Here is a 15,897-nt window from a genome sequence, read left to right on the forward strand (position 1 = left end):
CAAGCCCCAAGGAGTCACCCCTCATGTCCAACTCGCCCTTGATCTTTCGCCAGCTCTTTGACCCGGCGTCCTCGACCTACACCTATTTGCTGGGCGACAAGGCGTCTGGCGAGGCGCTGATCATTGACCCGGTGTTCGAGCATCAGCGCCGCGACGCGGCCTTGCTGCGCGAACTGGGCTTGCGGCTGCTGGCGACGCTGGACACCCATGTGCATGCCGACCATGTGACCGGCGCCTGGGGCTTGAAACAGCGCTGCGGCAGCCAGATCCTGCTGTCCGAGCAGGCCGGTGCGCAGAACGCCGATCGTTTGTTGAAGTCGGGCGAGCGCGTGTTTTTTGGCGCGCGTTATCTGGAAGTACGCGCCACGCCGGGCCATACCCATGGCTGCCTGAGCTATGTGCTCGACGACCACAGCATGGCCTTCACCGGCGACAGCCTGCTGATCCGCGGATGCGGCCGCACCGACTTTCAGCAGGGCAGCCCGCAGCAGCTGTACCAATCGGTGCAGAGCCAGATCCTGTCCTTGCCCGAGGCTTGCTTGCTCTACCCGGGCCATGACTATCGCGGCCTGACCGTCACCAGCGTGGCGGAAGAGCGGCGCTTCAACCCGCGCCTGGGCGGCGAGGTCAATGAGGCCGACTTCACCGGCTATATGAACAACCTCGGCTTGCCGCACCCCAAGCTGATGGATATCGCCGTGCCGGCCAATCTGCGCTGCGGCCGGCCGAGTGAAGATTCCGACGCGGCCGTCGAGCAGACCTGGGCGCCCTTGACCTTCACCTTCAGCGGCATCTGGGAGATTCAGCCCACGGTGTTGGCCGAACTGGCCGCTGATGTTCAACTGATCGACGTGCGCGAGCCGGCCGAGTTCAGCGATGCGCTTGGGCATATCGAAGGTGCCCGACTGCTGCCCTTGTCGCAACTGGCCGCGCATGCTGCCGAGCTGGCCGCAGCCGGCCGGCCGGTGGTGGCCATCTGCCGCTCGGGCACACGCTCGGCGCAGGCGACCGTGCTGCTGCAAAAGTCAGGGCTGGCGCAGGTGGCGAATCTGGCCGGCGGCATGCTGCGCTGGCGCGCCGAGCAGCTGCCGGTCGTGGGCAATGCCGCTCAGTGATGCATGGCGGGGGCCGGTGCGCCGAGCTGGCGCGCTTCGGCCTTGACATCAACGGTCTCGCGCTTTTTGTCCGCGGCCTCGAACACCAGCGTCAAGGGCACGCTGTCACCGGCCTTGATCGGCGCCTTCAGGTCCATCAGCATCACGTGATAGCCGCCGGGCTTGAGCTCCACGGTCTGGCCGGCCGGCAGCGCCAGGCTGGGCACGGCGCGCATCTTCATCACTGAGCCGTCCATTGCCATCTCATGCACTTCGACGACGCCGGCCGCGCTGGAGCGCACTTCAACGAGCCGTGCATCGGTCTTGGCCTTGAGTTGAAAGAACGCGCCGGTGGCTTTTTGCTGCGCGACGGTCGCGCGCACCCAGGCTTGGCTGACTTCGACTTGAGCTGCAGCTTGAGTCGCGCCAATAACCATCAGGAGGGCCGCGAGGGTCTGGTTCAGTTTGATGTTCATGGCTCGATTCTATGCAGCAAGTCCAGCAGCGTGCGCGCCACCACCTTGGTCGCGCCACGCAGATCGGCCAGATTGAGGTGCTCGTCGGCGCGCTTGGCGTTGCTCTCCAGCACCGTGCGCGGGCCGGCGCCGTAGATGGCAGCCGGGATGCCGTAGGCTCCGTACAGCCTAACGTCAGTGTAGAGCGGTGTGCCTGAGGTGGGAATCGGCTCGCCGAAGATCGCCTCGCCATGTTTTTGCAAGGCGGCGACCAAGGCCTGGTTGGCCGGGTTCGGTTTGAGCGCATGGGCCAAGAGCAGGCGCTTGATGTCAACGCTGATGCCTGGGAGTTCGGCCACAGCGTCGCGGATCAAAGCGCGGATCTGGGCCTCGACCAAAATCGGATTCTCCTCGGGGATCATGCGGCGGTCGAGCTTGAAGCTGACCTTGCCGGGCACCACATTGGTATTGCTGCCGCCCTCGATGCGGCCGACATTCAAGTAAGGGTGGGTGATGCCTGCCACCTCGGAGCTGATGGACTTGTAATGCTCGTTTTGCGCATAGAGCGCTTTCAGCACCGCCACTGCGGCTTGCAGGGCATCCACGCCGCTATCGGGGTAAGCCGCGTGCGCAGCCTTGCCGTGCAACGTCACCTCCATCTGCAAGCAGCCGTTGTGAGCGGTGACGACCTGGTAGCTGAAGCCGGCGGCCAAGAGCATATCGGGCTTGGTGAGGCCATTTTTAAGCAGCCAGCCGGGGCCCAGCTCGCCGCCGAATTCTTCGTCATAGGTGAAGTGCAGTTCGACTCCGCCTTGCAAGTCCAGGCCCAGCGACTCAAGCGCCCGCAGCGCGAAGCTGTAGCTGGCAAAGTCGCTCTTGCTGACGGCGGCCGCGCGGCCGTAGATTTTCCCTGTTAGCAAGTCCCCGACCAGCTCGCCGCTGTAGGGGCCATGCGTCCAGCCTTCGCCCGGCGGCACCACATCGCCATGCGCGTTCAGCGCGATCACCGGGCCGCCCTCGGCCTTGTCTTGGCCGCTATTGCCGCTATTGCCGTAATGGCGGCGCACGATCAGATTGGTGATGCTCTGCATGCCCTGAGCCTGCACTTGCTCGCTGGGGACAGCATGCTTTTCGGCCGGCAGCCCCATGGCGGCCAGCAGCTCGGCCGTGCGTTCGGCATGCGGCGCGTTGTTGCCGGGCGGCGTGTCGGTCGGCACTTGCACCAGCGCCTGCAAAAAGCCCACTTCTTCGGCGAAGTGGGTATCAACCCATTGGTCCAGTTGGGCGTAGAAAGAGGGGTTCATGCGGCTTCCTTGGCCAAGTTGTCCAGCAGTGTTTGAAAGGCTCGCACCGCCAGCTCGGCATCATCATTGCTGACTTGTTCCAGCGGGTTGTGGCTGATGCCGCCGTTGCCGCCGCGCACAAACAGCATGGCCTGCGGCAGCGAGCGGTGCAGCATCATCGCGTCATGGCCGGCACCCGAGGGCAGGCGATGCACCGGCAGGCCTTGGGCGGCGACGGCCGCCTCCCAGCGGGCCTGCCAGCGGGCATCGCTGGGCGCGGCGTCGGCCTTCATCGTCGGCGTGAGCGTCCACTGCAGGCCGCGGCGCTGGCAGATCACGGCCAGCGCCGCGCGCACATCGGCGTCCAGCGCGTCGCGGGCGGCGTCGGTGCTGGCACGCAAATCAAGGCTGAAGCGGCAGCGGCCGGGGATCACATTGATGGAACCGGCCGGCACCTCCAGCATGCCCACGGTGCCCACCACTTGATCCTTGTGCGTACCGGCGCGCTGCTCTACATAAAGAATCAACTCGGCCACGGCGCAAGCCGCGTCGAGGCGGCGACCCATCGGTGTGGTGCCCGCATGCGCGGCCAGGCCCTGCACCTCGCCGAGATAGCGCATGCTGCCGTTGATCGAAGTGACCACGCCCAGCGGCAGGTCCAACTCGGTCAGGACCGGGCCCTGCTCGATATGCAGCTCGACAAAGCCGAGGTAGCGGGCCGGGTCACGCCGCAGCGCCTGAATGCTGGCGATATCTCCCGGCAGGCCCGCCGCCTGCATGGCGGTGCGCATAGCCAGGCCTTCGGCGTCAAGTTCATCCAGCCAGGCGGCGTCGAAGTCACCTGTGATGGCGCTGGCGCTCAGAAAACTGGCCTTGTAGCGTTGGCCTTCCTCCTCGGCAAAGGCAATCACTTCAAGGTCAAAAGGCAGGCGGCGGCCGCTGGCGTGCAGCTCGCGCACGCAAAGCATAGCCACCAGCACGCCGAGCCGGCCATCGTATTTGCCGGCGCGGCGCACGGTGTCGTAGTGGGAGCCGGTCAGCAGGCCTTGGGCGCCGGCTTGCTGTGCCCGGTAAAGGCCGACCACATTGCCCACCGCGTCGATGCTGACCTCGTCAAAGCCGCAGTCCTGCTTCATCCATTGCCGCAGCTGCGCCGCGCAGGCTTGGTGCGCAGCGCTCAGATAGGTGACGGTCAACTCGCCGTTTTCCTTGAAGCCGGTGTCGGAATGGACGGCCAAGCTTTCGGCCCAGTCCCAGACCTGATTGCCCATGTCCGGGCTCAGGCCAAACTTGTCATTCAAGCGGATCTCGGCGATGCGGTGGACATTGCGCAAGCATTCCGCCAGCTCCAGGTCGGCCGTCAGCCCGAGGCGGCGCTCGAAGGTTGCGATGATCTCGGCCCGGCTCAGGCCCAGCCCGCGTGGGCCGCGCACGGCCAGGATGAAGGGCCAGCCGAATTTGGCCGCGTAGTCGGCGTTGAGTTGCCCAATCCGCTGGAGCTCCTCCGCCGAGCAGTGGCTCAGGCCAGCGCGCGCCTGCTCTTGAGTGGATTCGGCCGTCAGCGACTGGCTGGCAGCGGCCTTGCCGGCCAGCTCGGGGTGGGCGCGCAGCAGGGCGAGTTGCTGGCTCCGCCCGGCCTCGCGCACGGCGCCGGCCAAGGCCAGCTTCAAGCCGGCGAGGCTGGCGAAGGGGCGCGCAGCGGCGGCGGCCTGCGCCACCCAGGGCGAATGCTCGTAAGTGCCGGCCAGCAGCCGCACAAACGCGTCCGCGTCGGCGCTGTTCAATTGTTCCAAGGTCAACAACATGCTTCAGCGCTCCCAGACAAAGGCGGTGTTGGCGTCAAAGGGATGAACGCTGCGCCAATGCCGCGCAATGTCGACGCGTCGGCAAATCCAGACGCGCTCATGCTTTTCCACATGGTCAAGAAAGCGCTGCAGCGCACGCATGCGGCCGGGTCTGCCCAGCAGCCGGCAATGCAGGCCGACGCTCATCATCTTTGGGGCCTCGGCGCCTTCCGCGTAGAGCACATCAAAGCTGTCGCGCAGATACTCAAAGAACTCATCGCCGGTTGAAAAGCCCTGCGGCAGCGCAAAGCGCATATCGTTGCAGTCCAGCGTGTAGGGCACGACCAAATGCGGCGCCAGCTCGCCGTCGCTCTTGCGCACCTGCAGCCACAGCGGCAGGTCGTCGCCGTAGTAATCGCTGTCGTACTCGAAGCCGCCGTAATCGGCCACCAGGCGGCGGGTATTGGGGCTGTCGCGGCCGGTGTACCAGCCCGAGGGGCGCTCACCGAACAGGCGCTGCAAGCTGTCCATGCCGCGTTCCATATGGTCGCGCTCGGTCGCGGCATCGATGTTTTGATAGTTGATCCAGCGCCAACCGTGGCAGGCGACCTCATGGTTCATGCCCACCAAGGCCTGGCACAGATCGGGGTGGCGCTCCAGCGCCATGGCCACGCCGAACACGGTCAGGGGCAGGCCGCGCGACTCGAACTCGCGCAACAAGCGCCAGACGCCGGCCCGTGAGCCGTACTCGTACATGCTCTCCATCGACAGATGGCGCGCCGGGTAAGCGGGAGGGTTGGCCATCTCCGACAAAAACTGCTCCGAGCCGGGGTCGCCATGCAGCACCGAGTTCTCGCCGCCTTCCTCGTAGTTCAAGACAAACTGCAGGGCGATGCGGGCCTGGCCCGGCCATTGCGCTTGCGGCGGGTGTTCGCCGTAGCCGATCAGGTCGCGGGGGTAGTGTGGGCTGGCGGGGAGTTCGGGTCGCATCGGGAATGGCCTTGGGTTCTTGTGCCTACACTGTGCCTCAAATCTGCATCCATCGACTCAAGCCATGACTTCTACAACAGGCAAGCTCACCACCCATGTGCTGGACACCATGCATGGCGCGCCGGCCGCTGGCATGGCGCTGTACTTGTATCGCCTGGACGGTGACCAGCCCTTGTTGTTGAAGAGCTTGAGCTTGAATCACGACGGCCGTGCCGACGGCCCCTTGCTCGCAGGCGCGGACCTGCTGCCCGGCCGCTACCGGCTGGTCTTTGGCGTCGCCGACTATTTCAAGTCGCTCGGCGTGGCTTTGCCCGAGCCGGCTTTTCTGGACCAGGTGCCGTTGGATTTCGGCATTGCCGATGCGGGCCTGCATTACCACGTGCCCCTGCTCGCCAGCCCGTGGAGCTATTCCACCTACCGGGGGAGCTGAGGCATCTTGGCTGCTTTGGACGAGTTGCAATTGGCACTGCACGACGGCCCTGCCGTGCTGGTGCAAGTGACCCGGGTGCAGGGCAGTGGGCCGCGCGAGGTCGGTGCCTGGATGGCGTTGACGCCGACGCGGCTGATCGCCACCATAGGCGGCGGGCATCTGGAGTTCGAGGCGATCGCGCATGCGAAGGGCTTGCTGGAGGGTCAGGTTTTGCCTCCGAGCCGCAGCTTCGCGCTCGGCCCGAGCTTGGGGCAATGCTGCGGCGGCGTGGTCGACCTGAGCTTCGAGCTGCTGCCCCAGCGGCCCCAGCACGCGCTGCCTGACGCGCTACCCGACGAACTGCTAGACGAGTTACGCCAGCGCCTGAGCCCGCCCGAGGCAAGCCTGTTGCCGGTGGGCCTGTTCGGCGGCGGTCATGTCGGCCGCGCCATCATCGAGCTATTGACCCGCTTGCCCAGCCGGGTGCAGTGGTTTGACAGCCGCGACGAGGTATTCCCAAGCGGCTTGCCCGCCCATGTGCGGGCAGAGCACAGCGAGCCTGTACAAGCGGCGGTGCAGGAGCTGGCGCCCGGTAGCCGGGTCTTGATCATGAGCTTCAGCCATGCCGAGGATCTGGATGTGCTCGCCGCATGCCTGCTGCGTCAGCGCGCACGGGGAGATCTCGCTTTCATCGGCCTGATCGGCAGCAAGAGCAAATGGGCCAGCTTCAGCGCCCGCCTGCGAGAGCGCGGCTTCAGCGCTACCGAGTTGGCCCAAGTGACTTGCCCGATCGGCTTGGCCGGCATCGCGGGCAAGCAGCCCGAGCTGATTGCGCTGGCTGTCGTGGCGCAGTTATTTCTGAGTTGGCAGTGCTCGGTGTAGTCCGAATGGATCATGGCGGGGTGAACTTGGCCGGCAGACTTTCATCTGACGCCATGATCATGCCGGCTCCAACCTGGAGCCTGTTATGCAAACCAAATTCATTCTTTCCGCACTGGCCGCCGCCTGTGCATTCGCCGCTGCACCTGCTTTTGCCTGGAACACGCTGGACGGTAAAGCACCGCTGGTGATCGCTCACCGCGGCGCCTCTGGCTATTTGCCCGAACACACTATTGAGGGCTACACCAAGGCGATCGAGCTGGGTGCAAACTTCATCGAACCCGACCTGGTGATGACCAAGGACGGCGTGCTGGTAGCTCGCCACGAGCCCATCATTGGCGCTTCGACCAATGTCGCCAGCCTGGCGCAGTTCGCCGGCCGCAAGACGACCAAAACGATTGACGGCGTCACCTATGCGAATGAGTATTTCGTCGAAGACTTCACGCTGGCCGAACTGAAGACGCTGGGCGCGATGCAAACCCGCGCCGGGCGCCCGACCACGTTCGACGGTCAATTCAAGGTGCCCACCTTGGACGAGGTGATTGCCTTGGCCAAGGCCAAAAGCATAGAGACCGGCCGCACCATCGGCATCTATCCTGAACTGAAGCACTCGACCTATATGCAAGGCGTCTCGGTCGCTCAGGGTCGCAGCAAGTCCTACTTCGAAGACAAGCTGGTCTCGACCTTGCACGCGGCCTATGGCAACCAGGCCAATGCACCGGTCTTCATCCAGAGCTTCGAAGTCTCGAACCTGCAATACCTGAACACCAAAACCGATATCAAGCTGGTGCAATTGGTGGACGCCGATGACGTCAATGCCGATGGCTCCATGTCTCTGGTCGCTCCTTATGACAAGCCTTTCGACATCGCCAAAAAGGGCGGCAAGCTGACTTTTGCCGACCTGGTCAGCGATGTCGGCTTGTCCTTCGTCGCCACCTATGCCGACGGTATCGGCCCGTGGAAGCCCTATTTGCTGAAGACGGTGGCGGATGGCGTTGACCGCAACGGCGACGGCGCCGTGAACGGCAAGGACCGCCGCGTGGATGGCTCCACCGGCGTGATCGAATCGGCCCATGCCAATGGCCTGTTCGTGCACACATGGACCTTCCGCAACGATGCATCGATGCTGGGCTTTAGCGACCCGCAAAAGGAAATTGAAGCCTATCTGAAGCTGGGCGTTGACGGCATCTTCACCGACTTCACCGACACCGGTGTGGCCGCTGTTGCCGCTTTGACGCCTGTGCCGGAGCCAGAAAGCTATGCCTTGCTGCTGGCTGGCTTGGGCGCTTTGGGTCTGGTCGTGCGCCGCCGTCGCGCGGCCTAAATCAGGCGCAGTGCGGAATTAGGGCTGGCCCCAGATCAAGGTCTCGGTCCAGCCCAGGGCGGCAAACTCGGCCGCCCGCTCATCGGCCTCGCCGGCGCAGAAGAATTCATCCAGCTGCGGCGGGGCGACCGAGCTGCCAGCCAGCATCGCGTGAACTTGCCCGCGGTGGTGGATCTGGTGTTGGAACAAGTGCGCCAGCAGGCGTGTGCGGCTTTCCAGCTGCGGCCGGCCAGGGCGGGCTATCGTGACGATGCGCTCAAGTTGATCGTCATGCTGTGCCCCGCACAAGGCGATCAGACGCAGGTCGACCTTGCTTTGCGCTTGTTGCAGCTCCGCACAGCGTTCAAAGGGCTCGTCTACGGCAAAAAAGCTATAGCAATCCGCATGCGGTGGCAGGCCTTGCTGCTCGCGCTCCAGCGCGTCGACATAGAACCAGTCGACGCACAGATTGTGATTCAGCGTCGCCTTGATGCTGGGGAAGAAGCTGCAACGCTGGGCTTCGAACTCCGCCTGGCTGAGCTGCGCGCAAGCCCGTAGCAGCCGATCATTGGCCCAAGCATTGTTGTAAGCCATGCTCAGCAAGTGATGGGCCAGGGGGTCAGGTCTTGCGCTTTTCATGGTGTTGGTCTGATGCTTGTCGCTTGGATGAAACGCAGGCCCATCCTAGTTGAAGCTAGGGGTTTCGCTGCCGGCCTGCGGCATGGAAGATCCAGAGTTGCCGCCATGGGGGCGGTTTCAGGAGAACTGCACCATGGCCAGCAAAACAGCAGCAGCGTCAGCATCCGCACCGGCGCTTAAAGTTTCAACGGTGAAGCCCAAGGCTTTGTCACTGCACATCGGCTTGAACGCCGTCAGCCCCGCAGCCTACGGCGGCTGGGACGGCCCGCTCGCCGCTTGCGAGTTCGACGCCAATGACATGGCCGCGCTGGCCAAGTCCAAAGGCATCAAGTCGACCGTGCTGCTGACCAAAAAGGGCACGCGGGCGGCGGTGTTGTCGGCCCTGCGTGCGGCCGCCAAGGCCTTGAAATCGGGGGACTTTTTTCTGCTGACCTACTCGGGTCACGGTGGCCAGGTCGGCGACATCAATGGCGACGAGCCTGATAACCAAGACGAAACCTGGTGCCTTTTTGATGGTCAGTTGATCGACGACGAGCTTTACCTGGAGCTCAGCCGCTTTGCCGCCGGCGTGCGCGTGCTGGTCTTGTCGGACAGCTGTCACAGCGGCTCGGTGGTGCGGGACTTCCCGCCTCCACCGCCCCCGCCCGGTCAGCGGGTCAAGCTGATGCCGGCCGAAGTGGCGCGCCGGGTCTATGCCGAGCACAAGGATTTCTATGACCAGCTGCAGATCAATGTGCTGAGAGAAACCGCCAAGGCAACGATCGACCCCGATGCCGCCCTGGCCCTGGTCGGTGCGGCCTCGCATGCGGCGGCGCTGGTGGGTGTGTTCAAGCCGGCGGTGCTTTTGATCTCGGGATGCCAAGACAACCAGACTTCGATGGACGGCGCCCATAACGGCGCCTTCACCGGCCAGTTGCTGAAGATCTGGAACGGCGGCGCCTTCACCGGCAATTACGCCAGCTTCCATGCGCGCATACGCGCCGGCTTGCCGCCCACCCAGTCGCCCAATCTGTTTGTCTTGGGCAGCAGCGCAGCAACGGCGGCCTTTGTGGCGCAAAAGCCATTCACGGTTTGAGTCTGGAACAACAGTAGCAGGAGATCATCATGGCCGAGCGCAGCATCCAGATCAGGCTCAATGGCCGGGCGGCAGAGCAGCTGCGCTTGCCGGCCATGCTGACGCCGGCAGCCCGATCGGCCGATCGGCGTGATGACGTCTTCTTGCCGGATGGCTATCTGGAGCCGCTGAGCGCGTTTGATATGAGCCCGGCCGCGCGCAGCGTGGCTGGCGCTGCCGTGGTGCAGACCCATGTTGCGGCGGCCAACGAGGTGCTGGTGCTGGAGCTGGCCGATGGCAGCACGCTGATCACCAGCGCCGGGCGCCTGCGCGAGACGCTCTTGCTGACGCATCCTGAGCTGATTGCCGAGGACGGCGCCATCTTGCTGGAGGCCTTGCGTGCCCAAGGCGCGGCACCCGGCCGGGGCCTGGGTGAGGCGGTCGGCGGGCTGATCAGCAAGGTCTATTCCTTTGCAGTCGGGGCGGCGCCCGACGCCATCATTGATGCGGCACTGGGGGTTTTGAAGAACAAGGCCGAGCTGGGGGTGACTTGGGCCGGCACCAAGGCCTTGATGTGGGCGATCGAGAAACAGCTGTCGCAAGCGCCGGGCCTGTACCGCTGGGTTTCAGCGACGGGCAAGCCGCAAGACCTGGAGGACTGTGGTTTTGAGGCCAAACCGCCGGTCGGCCCGATGTTGGTCTTTGTGCATGGCACCGGCTCCAGCACCCTGGGCAGTTTTGGCGAGTTGCGCAGCGGCGACCGCGATTTGTGGGGGGCACTGCAGGCCAAGTTCAGCGGCGGCATCTATGGCTTTGAGCACAGAACTCTGTCGCAAAGCCCGATCGAAAACGCGATCGAGCTGGTCCGTGCGTTGCCCATAGGCGCACAAATCTGCCTGGTTTCCCATTCGCGCGGCGGCCTGGTGGCGGATCTGCTGTGCCTGGGGGACTTCGACGCCTTGATCGACGGCTATGCCTTTGCCTTTGAAGGCACGGGCGACGCAGATACCGAAGAAGCCGGGCGCGTGATCAAGGAGCTCAAAGACGCCCATGCCGAGCAGCGCCTGCAACTGCGCACGCTGGCCGGTCTGCTGCGCGAGCGCAAGATCAGCGTGCAGCGCTATGTGCGCGCCGCCTCGCCGGCCAGCGGCACCAAGTTGGCCAGCGGCAACTTCGATGTGTTTTTGTCCGGTCTGCTGACGCTGATCGGCACCGTCCCTTTTTTCTTCGGCAGCCCGCTTTATTCGGCGTTCAAGCGGGTGGTGATCGAGATTGCCAAAAACCGCAGCAACGCACATCTGGTGCCGGGCATCGAGGCGATGCTGCCGGACTCGCCTATGGCCAGGCTCTTGCACGACGCGCCGGTGCGGCCGGGCACGGCCATGTCCATCATCGCCGGCGACATCCAGGGCGGCAATATGCTGCTGCGCCTGGGCGTCATGTTGACCGACTTCTTGCTCTTCGATAACGACGACAACGACCTGGTCGTCAACACCACCTCCATGCTGGCCGGCATCGCGCCCAAGTCCGCCGCGCGGGTCTTGTTTGACCGGGGTGCCGATGTCTCGCACTTTCGCTATTTCGTCAATATCGACACCCGAAGTGCGCTGCGCGACTGGCTGTTGGTGGCCGAGCCCGAGGGTTTGAGCAGCTTCCGTGCCTTGCCCGACCCGGCTGACTATGAAGCGGCTCTGGCGGCCGCCGGCGCCAGCCGCAGCGCAGCGGCCCCTGACCGGCCGATTGTGGTCGTGCTGCCCGGCGTGATGGGCTCCCATTTGCAGGTCGAAGGCAAGGACCGGGTCTGGTTCGACCCGGGCGATATTGCCACCGGCGGCCTGGCCAAAATCGAATGGTCGCGCAGCGGGGTCGAAGCCGAGGAGTTGTTCGCGATGTTCTATGGCCGCGTCTGCAAACATCTGGCCGACAGTCATCGGGTCGAACCCTTCCCCTATGACTGGCGCCAACCGCTGGATGTGTTGGCCGAGCGCCTGGGCGAGTTTCTGGACCGCCTGATGCGTCAAACCCAGCAGCCTATCCGCCTGCTGGCCCACAGCATGGGCGGCCTGGTGGTGCGCGCTTGCATCTACAAGCGCCGCGCCGTGATGGACCAGTTGATGGCCCGCGACGGCGCCCGCCTGATCATGCTGGGCACACCGCATCAGGGCGCGCATTCGATGGTGGAGAACCTGATCGGCAAGGGCGACACCTTGCGCACCCTGGTGCGCCTGGATGTGACGCACGATATGCAGGAGGTGCTGGACATCATTGCCGGCTTCCGAGGTGCCTTGCAGTTGCTGCCCAAGCCCGGTTTTGTCGACACCTTCCAGGGTCAGCCGGATGGCGGCGCAACTTATGCCTACCAAGAAGCCGACACCTGGCTGAGCCTGAAGAACAAGGTGCGGGATTTTTGGTTTGGGGACCAACATGCGGGCACGCCCAAGCAAGAGGTGTTGACTTCGGCCAACTGGTTGTGGGCGCAGGACGGGCCCAATGCGCCGGCCTTGCCGGCTGCCTACGAGGCCAAGAGCATCTATATCTTTGGCCAGGCACCCAACACGCCCTGTGGTTTGCGTGAAGAAGGCACAGGCTCGAACGCGCGCTTGAAGATGGTCGGCACCACACGCGGCGACGGCACGGTGACCTGGGACTCCGGGCGTATCGGCGGCATTGGGCGCTTCTATCATTTGCCGGCAGCACATGGCGACCTGCTCTCGACCAGCGCCTACTTCACGGCCATGACGGAGTTACTGAACTCGGGCTCGACCTCGGCTCTGAGCAGCCAAGCCCCGAGCACCCGGGCGATCGAGCATGCGCAGCCGGTCAGTTATGACGCCGGCCCGCCCAGCGCCGAGGACCCGGACGCCTTGCTGCGCGGCCTGATGGGTGGCTCGTCCCGCAACCGCGTGCCGCCCCGCACGCAAAGGCGGCTGGAGGTGGCGGTCAAGGCGATGGATCTGCGTTTTGTGTCCGACCCCATCCTGGTCGGGCATTACGAGCGCGACCCGATTTCCGGCGCCGAGGCCTTGATCGACCGCGAGTTGTTGAACAAGGAGTTGAGCGAGCGCCACAGCCTGGGGCTGTATGCCGGCGCGCGCGGCACGGCCGCTGTGGTGCTGCGGGTGCGCGGCGATTTCGAGCGCCAACTGGGTGTCTTGAGCGGCGCGGTCGTCACCGGCCTCGGCTCATATGACCGCGCCCTGAGCCCGGCCGACCTGACCGAAGCGGTGCGAACCGGCGCTTTGCGCTACCTGTTGCAGATCATTGATGTGCTGGGCAAGGCGGACCGCGAGGTGCCCTTGGCCAGTTTGTTGCTGGGCTATAACTCCTCGGCCAATCTGACCGTGGCGGCTTCGGTGGAGGCCTTGGTGCGCGGCGTGATGGAGGCCAACACCCGCTTCTACGCCACCACCCGGCTGAACATCCGCATCGGCCGGCTCGACATCATCGAGCTCTACCTCGACACCGCCATCGGCGCCACCTACGCGCTGCGAAGCTTGAGCACGCAGCTGGCTGCCCAGGCCGAGAAGCAAGGCACGGCCTTGCTGTGTCAGGGTGAGTTGCAGCAAGGCGAGGGCTTCCGGCAACGCCTGTACGACGATGGCAACTCCAGCTATTGGCCGCGCTTGATCATCACCGACGCCGAGCGCAGCGAAGCCCAGAACGCGGCGGCGCACAGCGGTGGCGCCGCCCCGCTGGCCGACAAGCTGCGCTTTGTTTTCGTTGGCCAAAGAGCGCGCGCCGAGTCGGTCGCCTTGCAGCGTCAGCCCGGCTTGATCGAGCAGATGGTGGCGCAGCAGATCGCCAACCCCATCTGGAACGAAGACTTCGGTCGCATGTTGTTCCAGCTGATGGTGCCGCATGACTTCAAGGACGCTGCGCGCCAACTCGACCGGGTGGTGCTGGTCGTGGATGGCTACACCGCCAATCTGCCCTGGGAGCTGATGCTGGCCGATGACCCGGACCGGCCGTCGGAAGAGAAGCAGCCGCTGGCCTTGCGCACGGCGGTCGTGCGTCAGCTGGCCGCGCAGGTCTTCCGTGCCAGCGTGCATCAGGGCGTGGTGTGCCGCGCGCTGGTGATTGCCAACCCCTCGGTGGCCGGCTTCGCCAAGGGCTTCCCGCTGCTCAATGGGCAGCCAACTCAGGCGCCGCCCGATCTGCCCGGGGCACAGGCCGAGGGCGAAGCCTGCCTGAGCTTGCTGGGCAGCATGGGCTACGAGGTCGAGGGCGTCATTGGTGACTACAACAAGGCCAGCGACGTGCTGGCCAAGCTCTACGCCAAGCCTTGGCGCATCCTGCATGTGTCCGCCCATGGCGTCTTCGATCTGCCCCATGTCGATGGACGCAGCCGCAGCGGTGTGCTGCTGTCTGACGGTTTGCTGATCACCGCGGCCGAGATCATGGCGATGGAGACCGTGCCCGAGCTGGTGTTTCTGAATTGCTGCCATTTGGGCCAGGTGAACAATGAGAGCCAAGGACCCGGCAGCAACAAGCTGGCGGCCAGTGTGGCGCGTGAAATGATCGCCATCGGTGTGCGCTGCGTGGTCGTGGCCGGCTGGGCCGTCAATGACGAATCAGCGCGCCTGTTCGGCCAGGTCTTTTACGAGCAACTCTTGCTGCGCCGCCAGCCCTTTGGCGATGCGGTGTTCGCCGCCCGCAGGGAGACCTGGAGGGCCCACCCCCAGGACATCACCTGGGGCGCTTTCCAGGCCTACGGCGACCCGGTCTGGCTGGCCGAGCCTGCGGCCGAGAAGCTGGGCGGCGCCGGCACGGCAGGGCGTTATGTCTCACCGGACGAAATGCTTGACGAGTTGGCCAGCCTGCGCTCCGACCTGGCGCGCCGGGGCGACAGCCTGGGCTCGCGCGAACTGCAGGCCGAGGTCGAACATGTCGCTGAGTCGCTGGCGCGGCGCTGCCCGCCCGGCTGGCAGCAGAATCCGCAGCTGCAATATGCCTTGGGCAAAACCTGGTTTGATCTTGGCCAATGGGAGCGTGCGCGCGCGGCCTTTCTGAGCGCGGCGCAGGCGGTGGACCGCAGTGGCGGCGTGCCGATTTCTGACCTGGAAAAATTGGTCGATGTGGAGTCGAGGCTGGGTGAAGCGCGTGCGGTCGAGGCATTGCCAAAGGCCTTGAGCGGCGACGCGGCGGCCTTGCAGCAATTGCGGGCCGGCGAAGCCTTGATCGATCTGGCGCTGCGCCGCCTCGACGGGCTCGACGCCTTGGTGGCGGATGGCGATGACGACGACTCAAACGACGTCGCCGCCGGTTCATCAATGCACAGCGAGCGCACCGCCCTGCGTGGCGCGGCCTGGCAACGCAAGGCCAACTTGCAGGCCCGCCGTTTGCTCAGTGGCAAGCTGGATACGGCCGCTGCCGACGCTGCCGCCAAGGCCATGGCGAACTGCTTGCAGCAAGGCGTCGAGGCCTACCGGGCCGGTGAAGGCCAGCCCGGCTCAGACCATTTCAGCCCCTGCCATGCGCTCTACCGCTTGGCGCTGGATGCCTTGACCGATTGGCACAGCCCGGCGGAGAAGGACGCGGCGATCGAGCTGGCGCAGCAATGCCGCCGCACGGCCGCTCGCAACTTTGCCATCCAACCCAGCCCCTGGGACCTGCTGATCCAGCCCGAAGCCTTGCTGGTCGAACGCATGATAGACGGCAAGCTGGGCCAAGCCGCGGAGGAGGGGAGGCGCTGGTTTGAACAGTTAGCCGCCAGCTATGCCCAGGCGCTGGGCTGCGTGACGGTGCGGCCGCTGCAGTTGGAGGCGATTGTGGACCGGCTTGAGCGCCTGTCCCGTTTCGTCGATGCGCTGGCCATGGCCCAACATGATGACGCCGCCTTGAGCCGCAGCGCGAGCCAGCTGATCGCCCTGGCGCAAAGCATTCTGCCCAGCCATGCGGCGCGCACGGATAGGCCGGCCAAACCAAGGCCGCCCGGCCCGTCCGCGAAGAAAGCGCGCAAGCCCGGATGACTTGGAAAGCTCGCTACACTTTGCCGCACCAAGAACTT

General features: G+C 64.9%; 11 protein-coding genes. 6 read left to right on the plus strand and 5 right to left on the minus strand.

Features of this window, described 5'->3' with window-relative positions; all coding sequences use genetic code 11:
• Window positions 1–38 precede the first annotated feature (38 nt).
• On the plus strand, window positions 39–1,115 hold the full coding sequence (locus LNV08_RS13515; RefSeq protein WP_263534468.1) for an MBL fold metallo-hydrolase: 1,077 nt from the start codon (window positions 39–41) through the stop codon (window positions 1,113–1,115).
• Here LNV08_RS13515 and LNV08_RS13520 read toward each other — a convergent pair.
• The 4 genes from LNV08_RS13520 to puuE are packed head-to-tail and all read right to left on the minus strand — an operon-like array spanning window position 1,109 to window position 5,606.
• The gene (locus LNV08_RS13520; RefSeq protein WP_263534240.1) at window positions 1,109–1,570 is read right to left on the minus strand and encodes a copper chaperone PCu(A)C; all 462 of its coding nucleotides are present in this window, start codon (window positions 1,568–1,570) and stop codon (window positions 1,109–1,111) included. The two genes, LNV08_RS13515 and LNV08_RS13520, sit on opposite strands and share 7 nt — an antisense overlap.
• On the minus strand, window positions 1,567–2,853 hold the full coding sequence (locus tag LNV08_RS13525; protein WP_263534241.1) for a M20/M25/M40 family metallo-hydrolase: 1,287 nt from the start codon (window positions 2,851–2,853) through the stop codon (window positions 1,567–1,569). Before LNV08_RS13525 ends, LNV08_RS13520 begins: the two co-directional genes overlap by 4 nt.
• A complete protein-coding gene (gene uraD, locus LNV08_RS13530) occupies window positions 2,850–4,637 on the minus strand; it encodes a 2-oxo-4-hydroxy-4-carboxy-5-ureidoimidazoline decarboxylase (RefSeq protein ID WP_263534242.1) in 1,788 nt (595 codons plus the stop codon). Before uraD ends, LNV08_RS13525 begins: the two co-directional genes overlap by 4 nt.
• 3 nt (window positions 4,638–4,640) lie before the next feature.
• Window positions 4,641–5,606, minus strand: a complete 966-nt coding sequence (puuE, locus tag LNV08_RS13535) for an allantoinase PuuE (RefSeq protein ID WP_263534243.1) — start codon at window positions 5,604–5,606, stop codon at window positions 4,641–4,643.
• Window positions 5,607–5,670: 64 nt separating this feature from the next.
• On the opposite strand from puuE, the gene uraH reads away from it, so the two are divergent.
• From uraH to LNV08_RS13550, 3 genes are all read left to right on the plus strand, one after another.
• Window positions 5,671–6,036 carry a hydroxyisourate hydrolase gene (gene uraH, locus LNV08_RS13540; protein WP_263534244.1) on the plus strand — a complete coding sequence of 122 codons (366 nt, stop codon included), beginning with the start codon at window positions 5,671–5,673 and terminating at the stop codon, window positions 6,034–6,036.
• 6 nt (window positions 6,037–6,042) lie between these two features.
• Complete coding sequence (xdhC, locus tag LNV08_RS13545; RefSeq protein WP_263534245.1) at window positions 6,043–6,897, plus strand: xanthine dehydrogenase accessory protein XdhC; 855 nt, start codon at window positions 6,043–6,045, stop codon at window positions 6,895–6,897.
• An 85-nt stretch (window positions 6,898–6,982) separates the two neighbouring features.
• Window positions 6,983–8,218 (plus strand): glycerophosphodiester phosphodiesterase, encoded by a 1,236-nt coding sequence (locus LNV08_RS13550; RefSeq protein ID WP_263534246.1) that lies wholly within the window; start codon window positions 6,983–6,985, stop codon window positions 8,216–8,218.
• A gap of 18 nt (window positions 8,219–8,236) precedes the next feature.
• Here the strand turns inward: LNV08_RS13550 and LNV08_RS13555 are convergent, their stop codons facing one another.
• On the minus strand, window positions 8,237–8,836 hold the full coding sequence (locus LNV08_RS13555; protein WP_263534247.1) for a DinB family protein: 600 nt from the start codon (window positions 8,834–8,836) through the stop codon (window positions 8,237–8,239).
• A 133-nt stretch (window positions 8,837–8,969) separates the two neighbouring features.
• On the opposite strand from LNV08_RS13555, the gene LNV08_RS13560 reads away from it, so the two are divergent.
• The gene (locus LNV08_RS13560; protein WP_263534248.1) at window positions 8,970–9,911 is read left to right on the plus strand and encodes a caspase family protein; all 942 of its coding nucleotides are present in this window, start codon (window positions 8,970–8,972) and stop codon (window positions 9,909–9,911) included.
• Window positions 9,912–9,940: 29 nt separating this feature from the next.
• Complete coding sequence (locus LNV08_RS13565; protein WP_263534249.1) at window positions 9,941–15,859, plus strand: CHAT domain-containing protein; 5,919 nt, start codon at window positions 9,941–9,943, stop codon at window positions 15,857–15,859.
• The last annotated feature ends 38 nt before the right edge of the window (window positions 15,860–15,897 follow it).

It is taken from the genome of Paucibacter sp. TC2R-5 (assembly GCF_025717605.1).
GTDB classification, from domain to species: domain Bacteria; phylum Pseudomonadota; class Gammaproteobacteria; order Burkholderiales; family Burkholderiaceae_C; genus Paucibacter_A; species Paucibacter_A albus.

Excerpts from the sequence above, each read along its gene's own strand:
- LNV08_RS13520 (WP_263534240.1), bottom strand. The coding sequence starts at position 1,570 with ATGAACATCAAACTGAACCAGACCCTCGCGGCCCTCCTGATGGTTATT.
- LNV08_RS13525 (WP_263534241.1), bottom strand. The coding sequence starts at position 2,853 with ATGAACCCCTCTTTCTACGCCCAACTGGACCAATGGGTTGATACCCAC.
- uraD (WP_263534242.1), bottom strand. The coding sequence starts at position 4,637 with ATGTTGTTGACCTTGGAACAATTGAACAGCGCCGACGCGGACGCGTTT.
- puuE (WP_263534243.1), bottom strand. The coding sequence starts at position 5,606 with ATGCGACCCGAACTCCCCGCCAGCCCACACTACCCCCGCGACCTGATC.
- uraH (WP_263534244.1), top strand. The coding sequence starts at position 5,671 with ATGACTTCTACAACAGGCAAGCTCACCACCCATGTGCTGGACACCATG.
- LNV08_RS13550 (WP_263534246.1), top strand. The coding sequence starts at position 6,983 with ATGCAAACCAAATTCATTCTTTCCGCACTGGCCGCCGCCTGTGCATTC.
- LNV08_RS13555 (WP_263534247.1), bottom strand. The coding sequence starts at position 8,836 with ATGAAAAGCGCAAGACCTGACCCCCTGGCCCATCACTTGCTGAGCATG.
- LNV08_RS13560 (WP_263534248.1), top strand. The coding sequence starts at position 8,970 with ATGGCCAGCAAAACAGCAGCAGCGTCAGCATCCGCACCGGCGCTTAAA.
- LNV08_RS13565 (WP_263534249.1), top strand. The coding sequence starts at position 9,941 with ATGGCCGAGCGCAGCATCCAGATCAGGCTCAATGGCCGGGCGGCAGAG.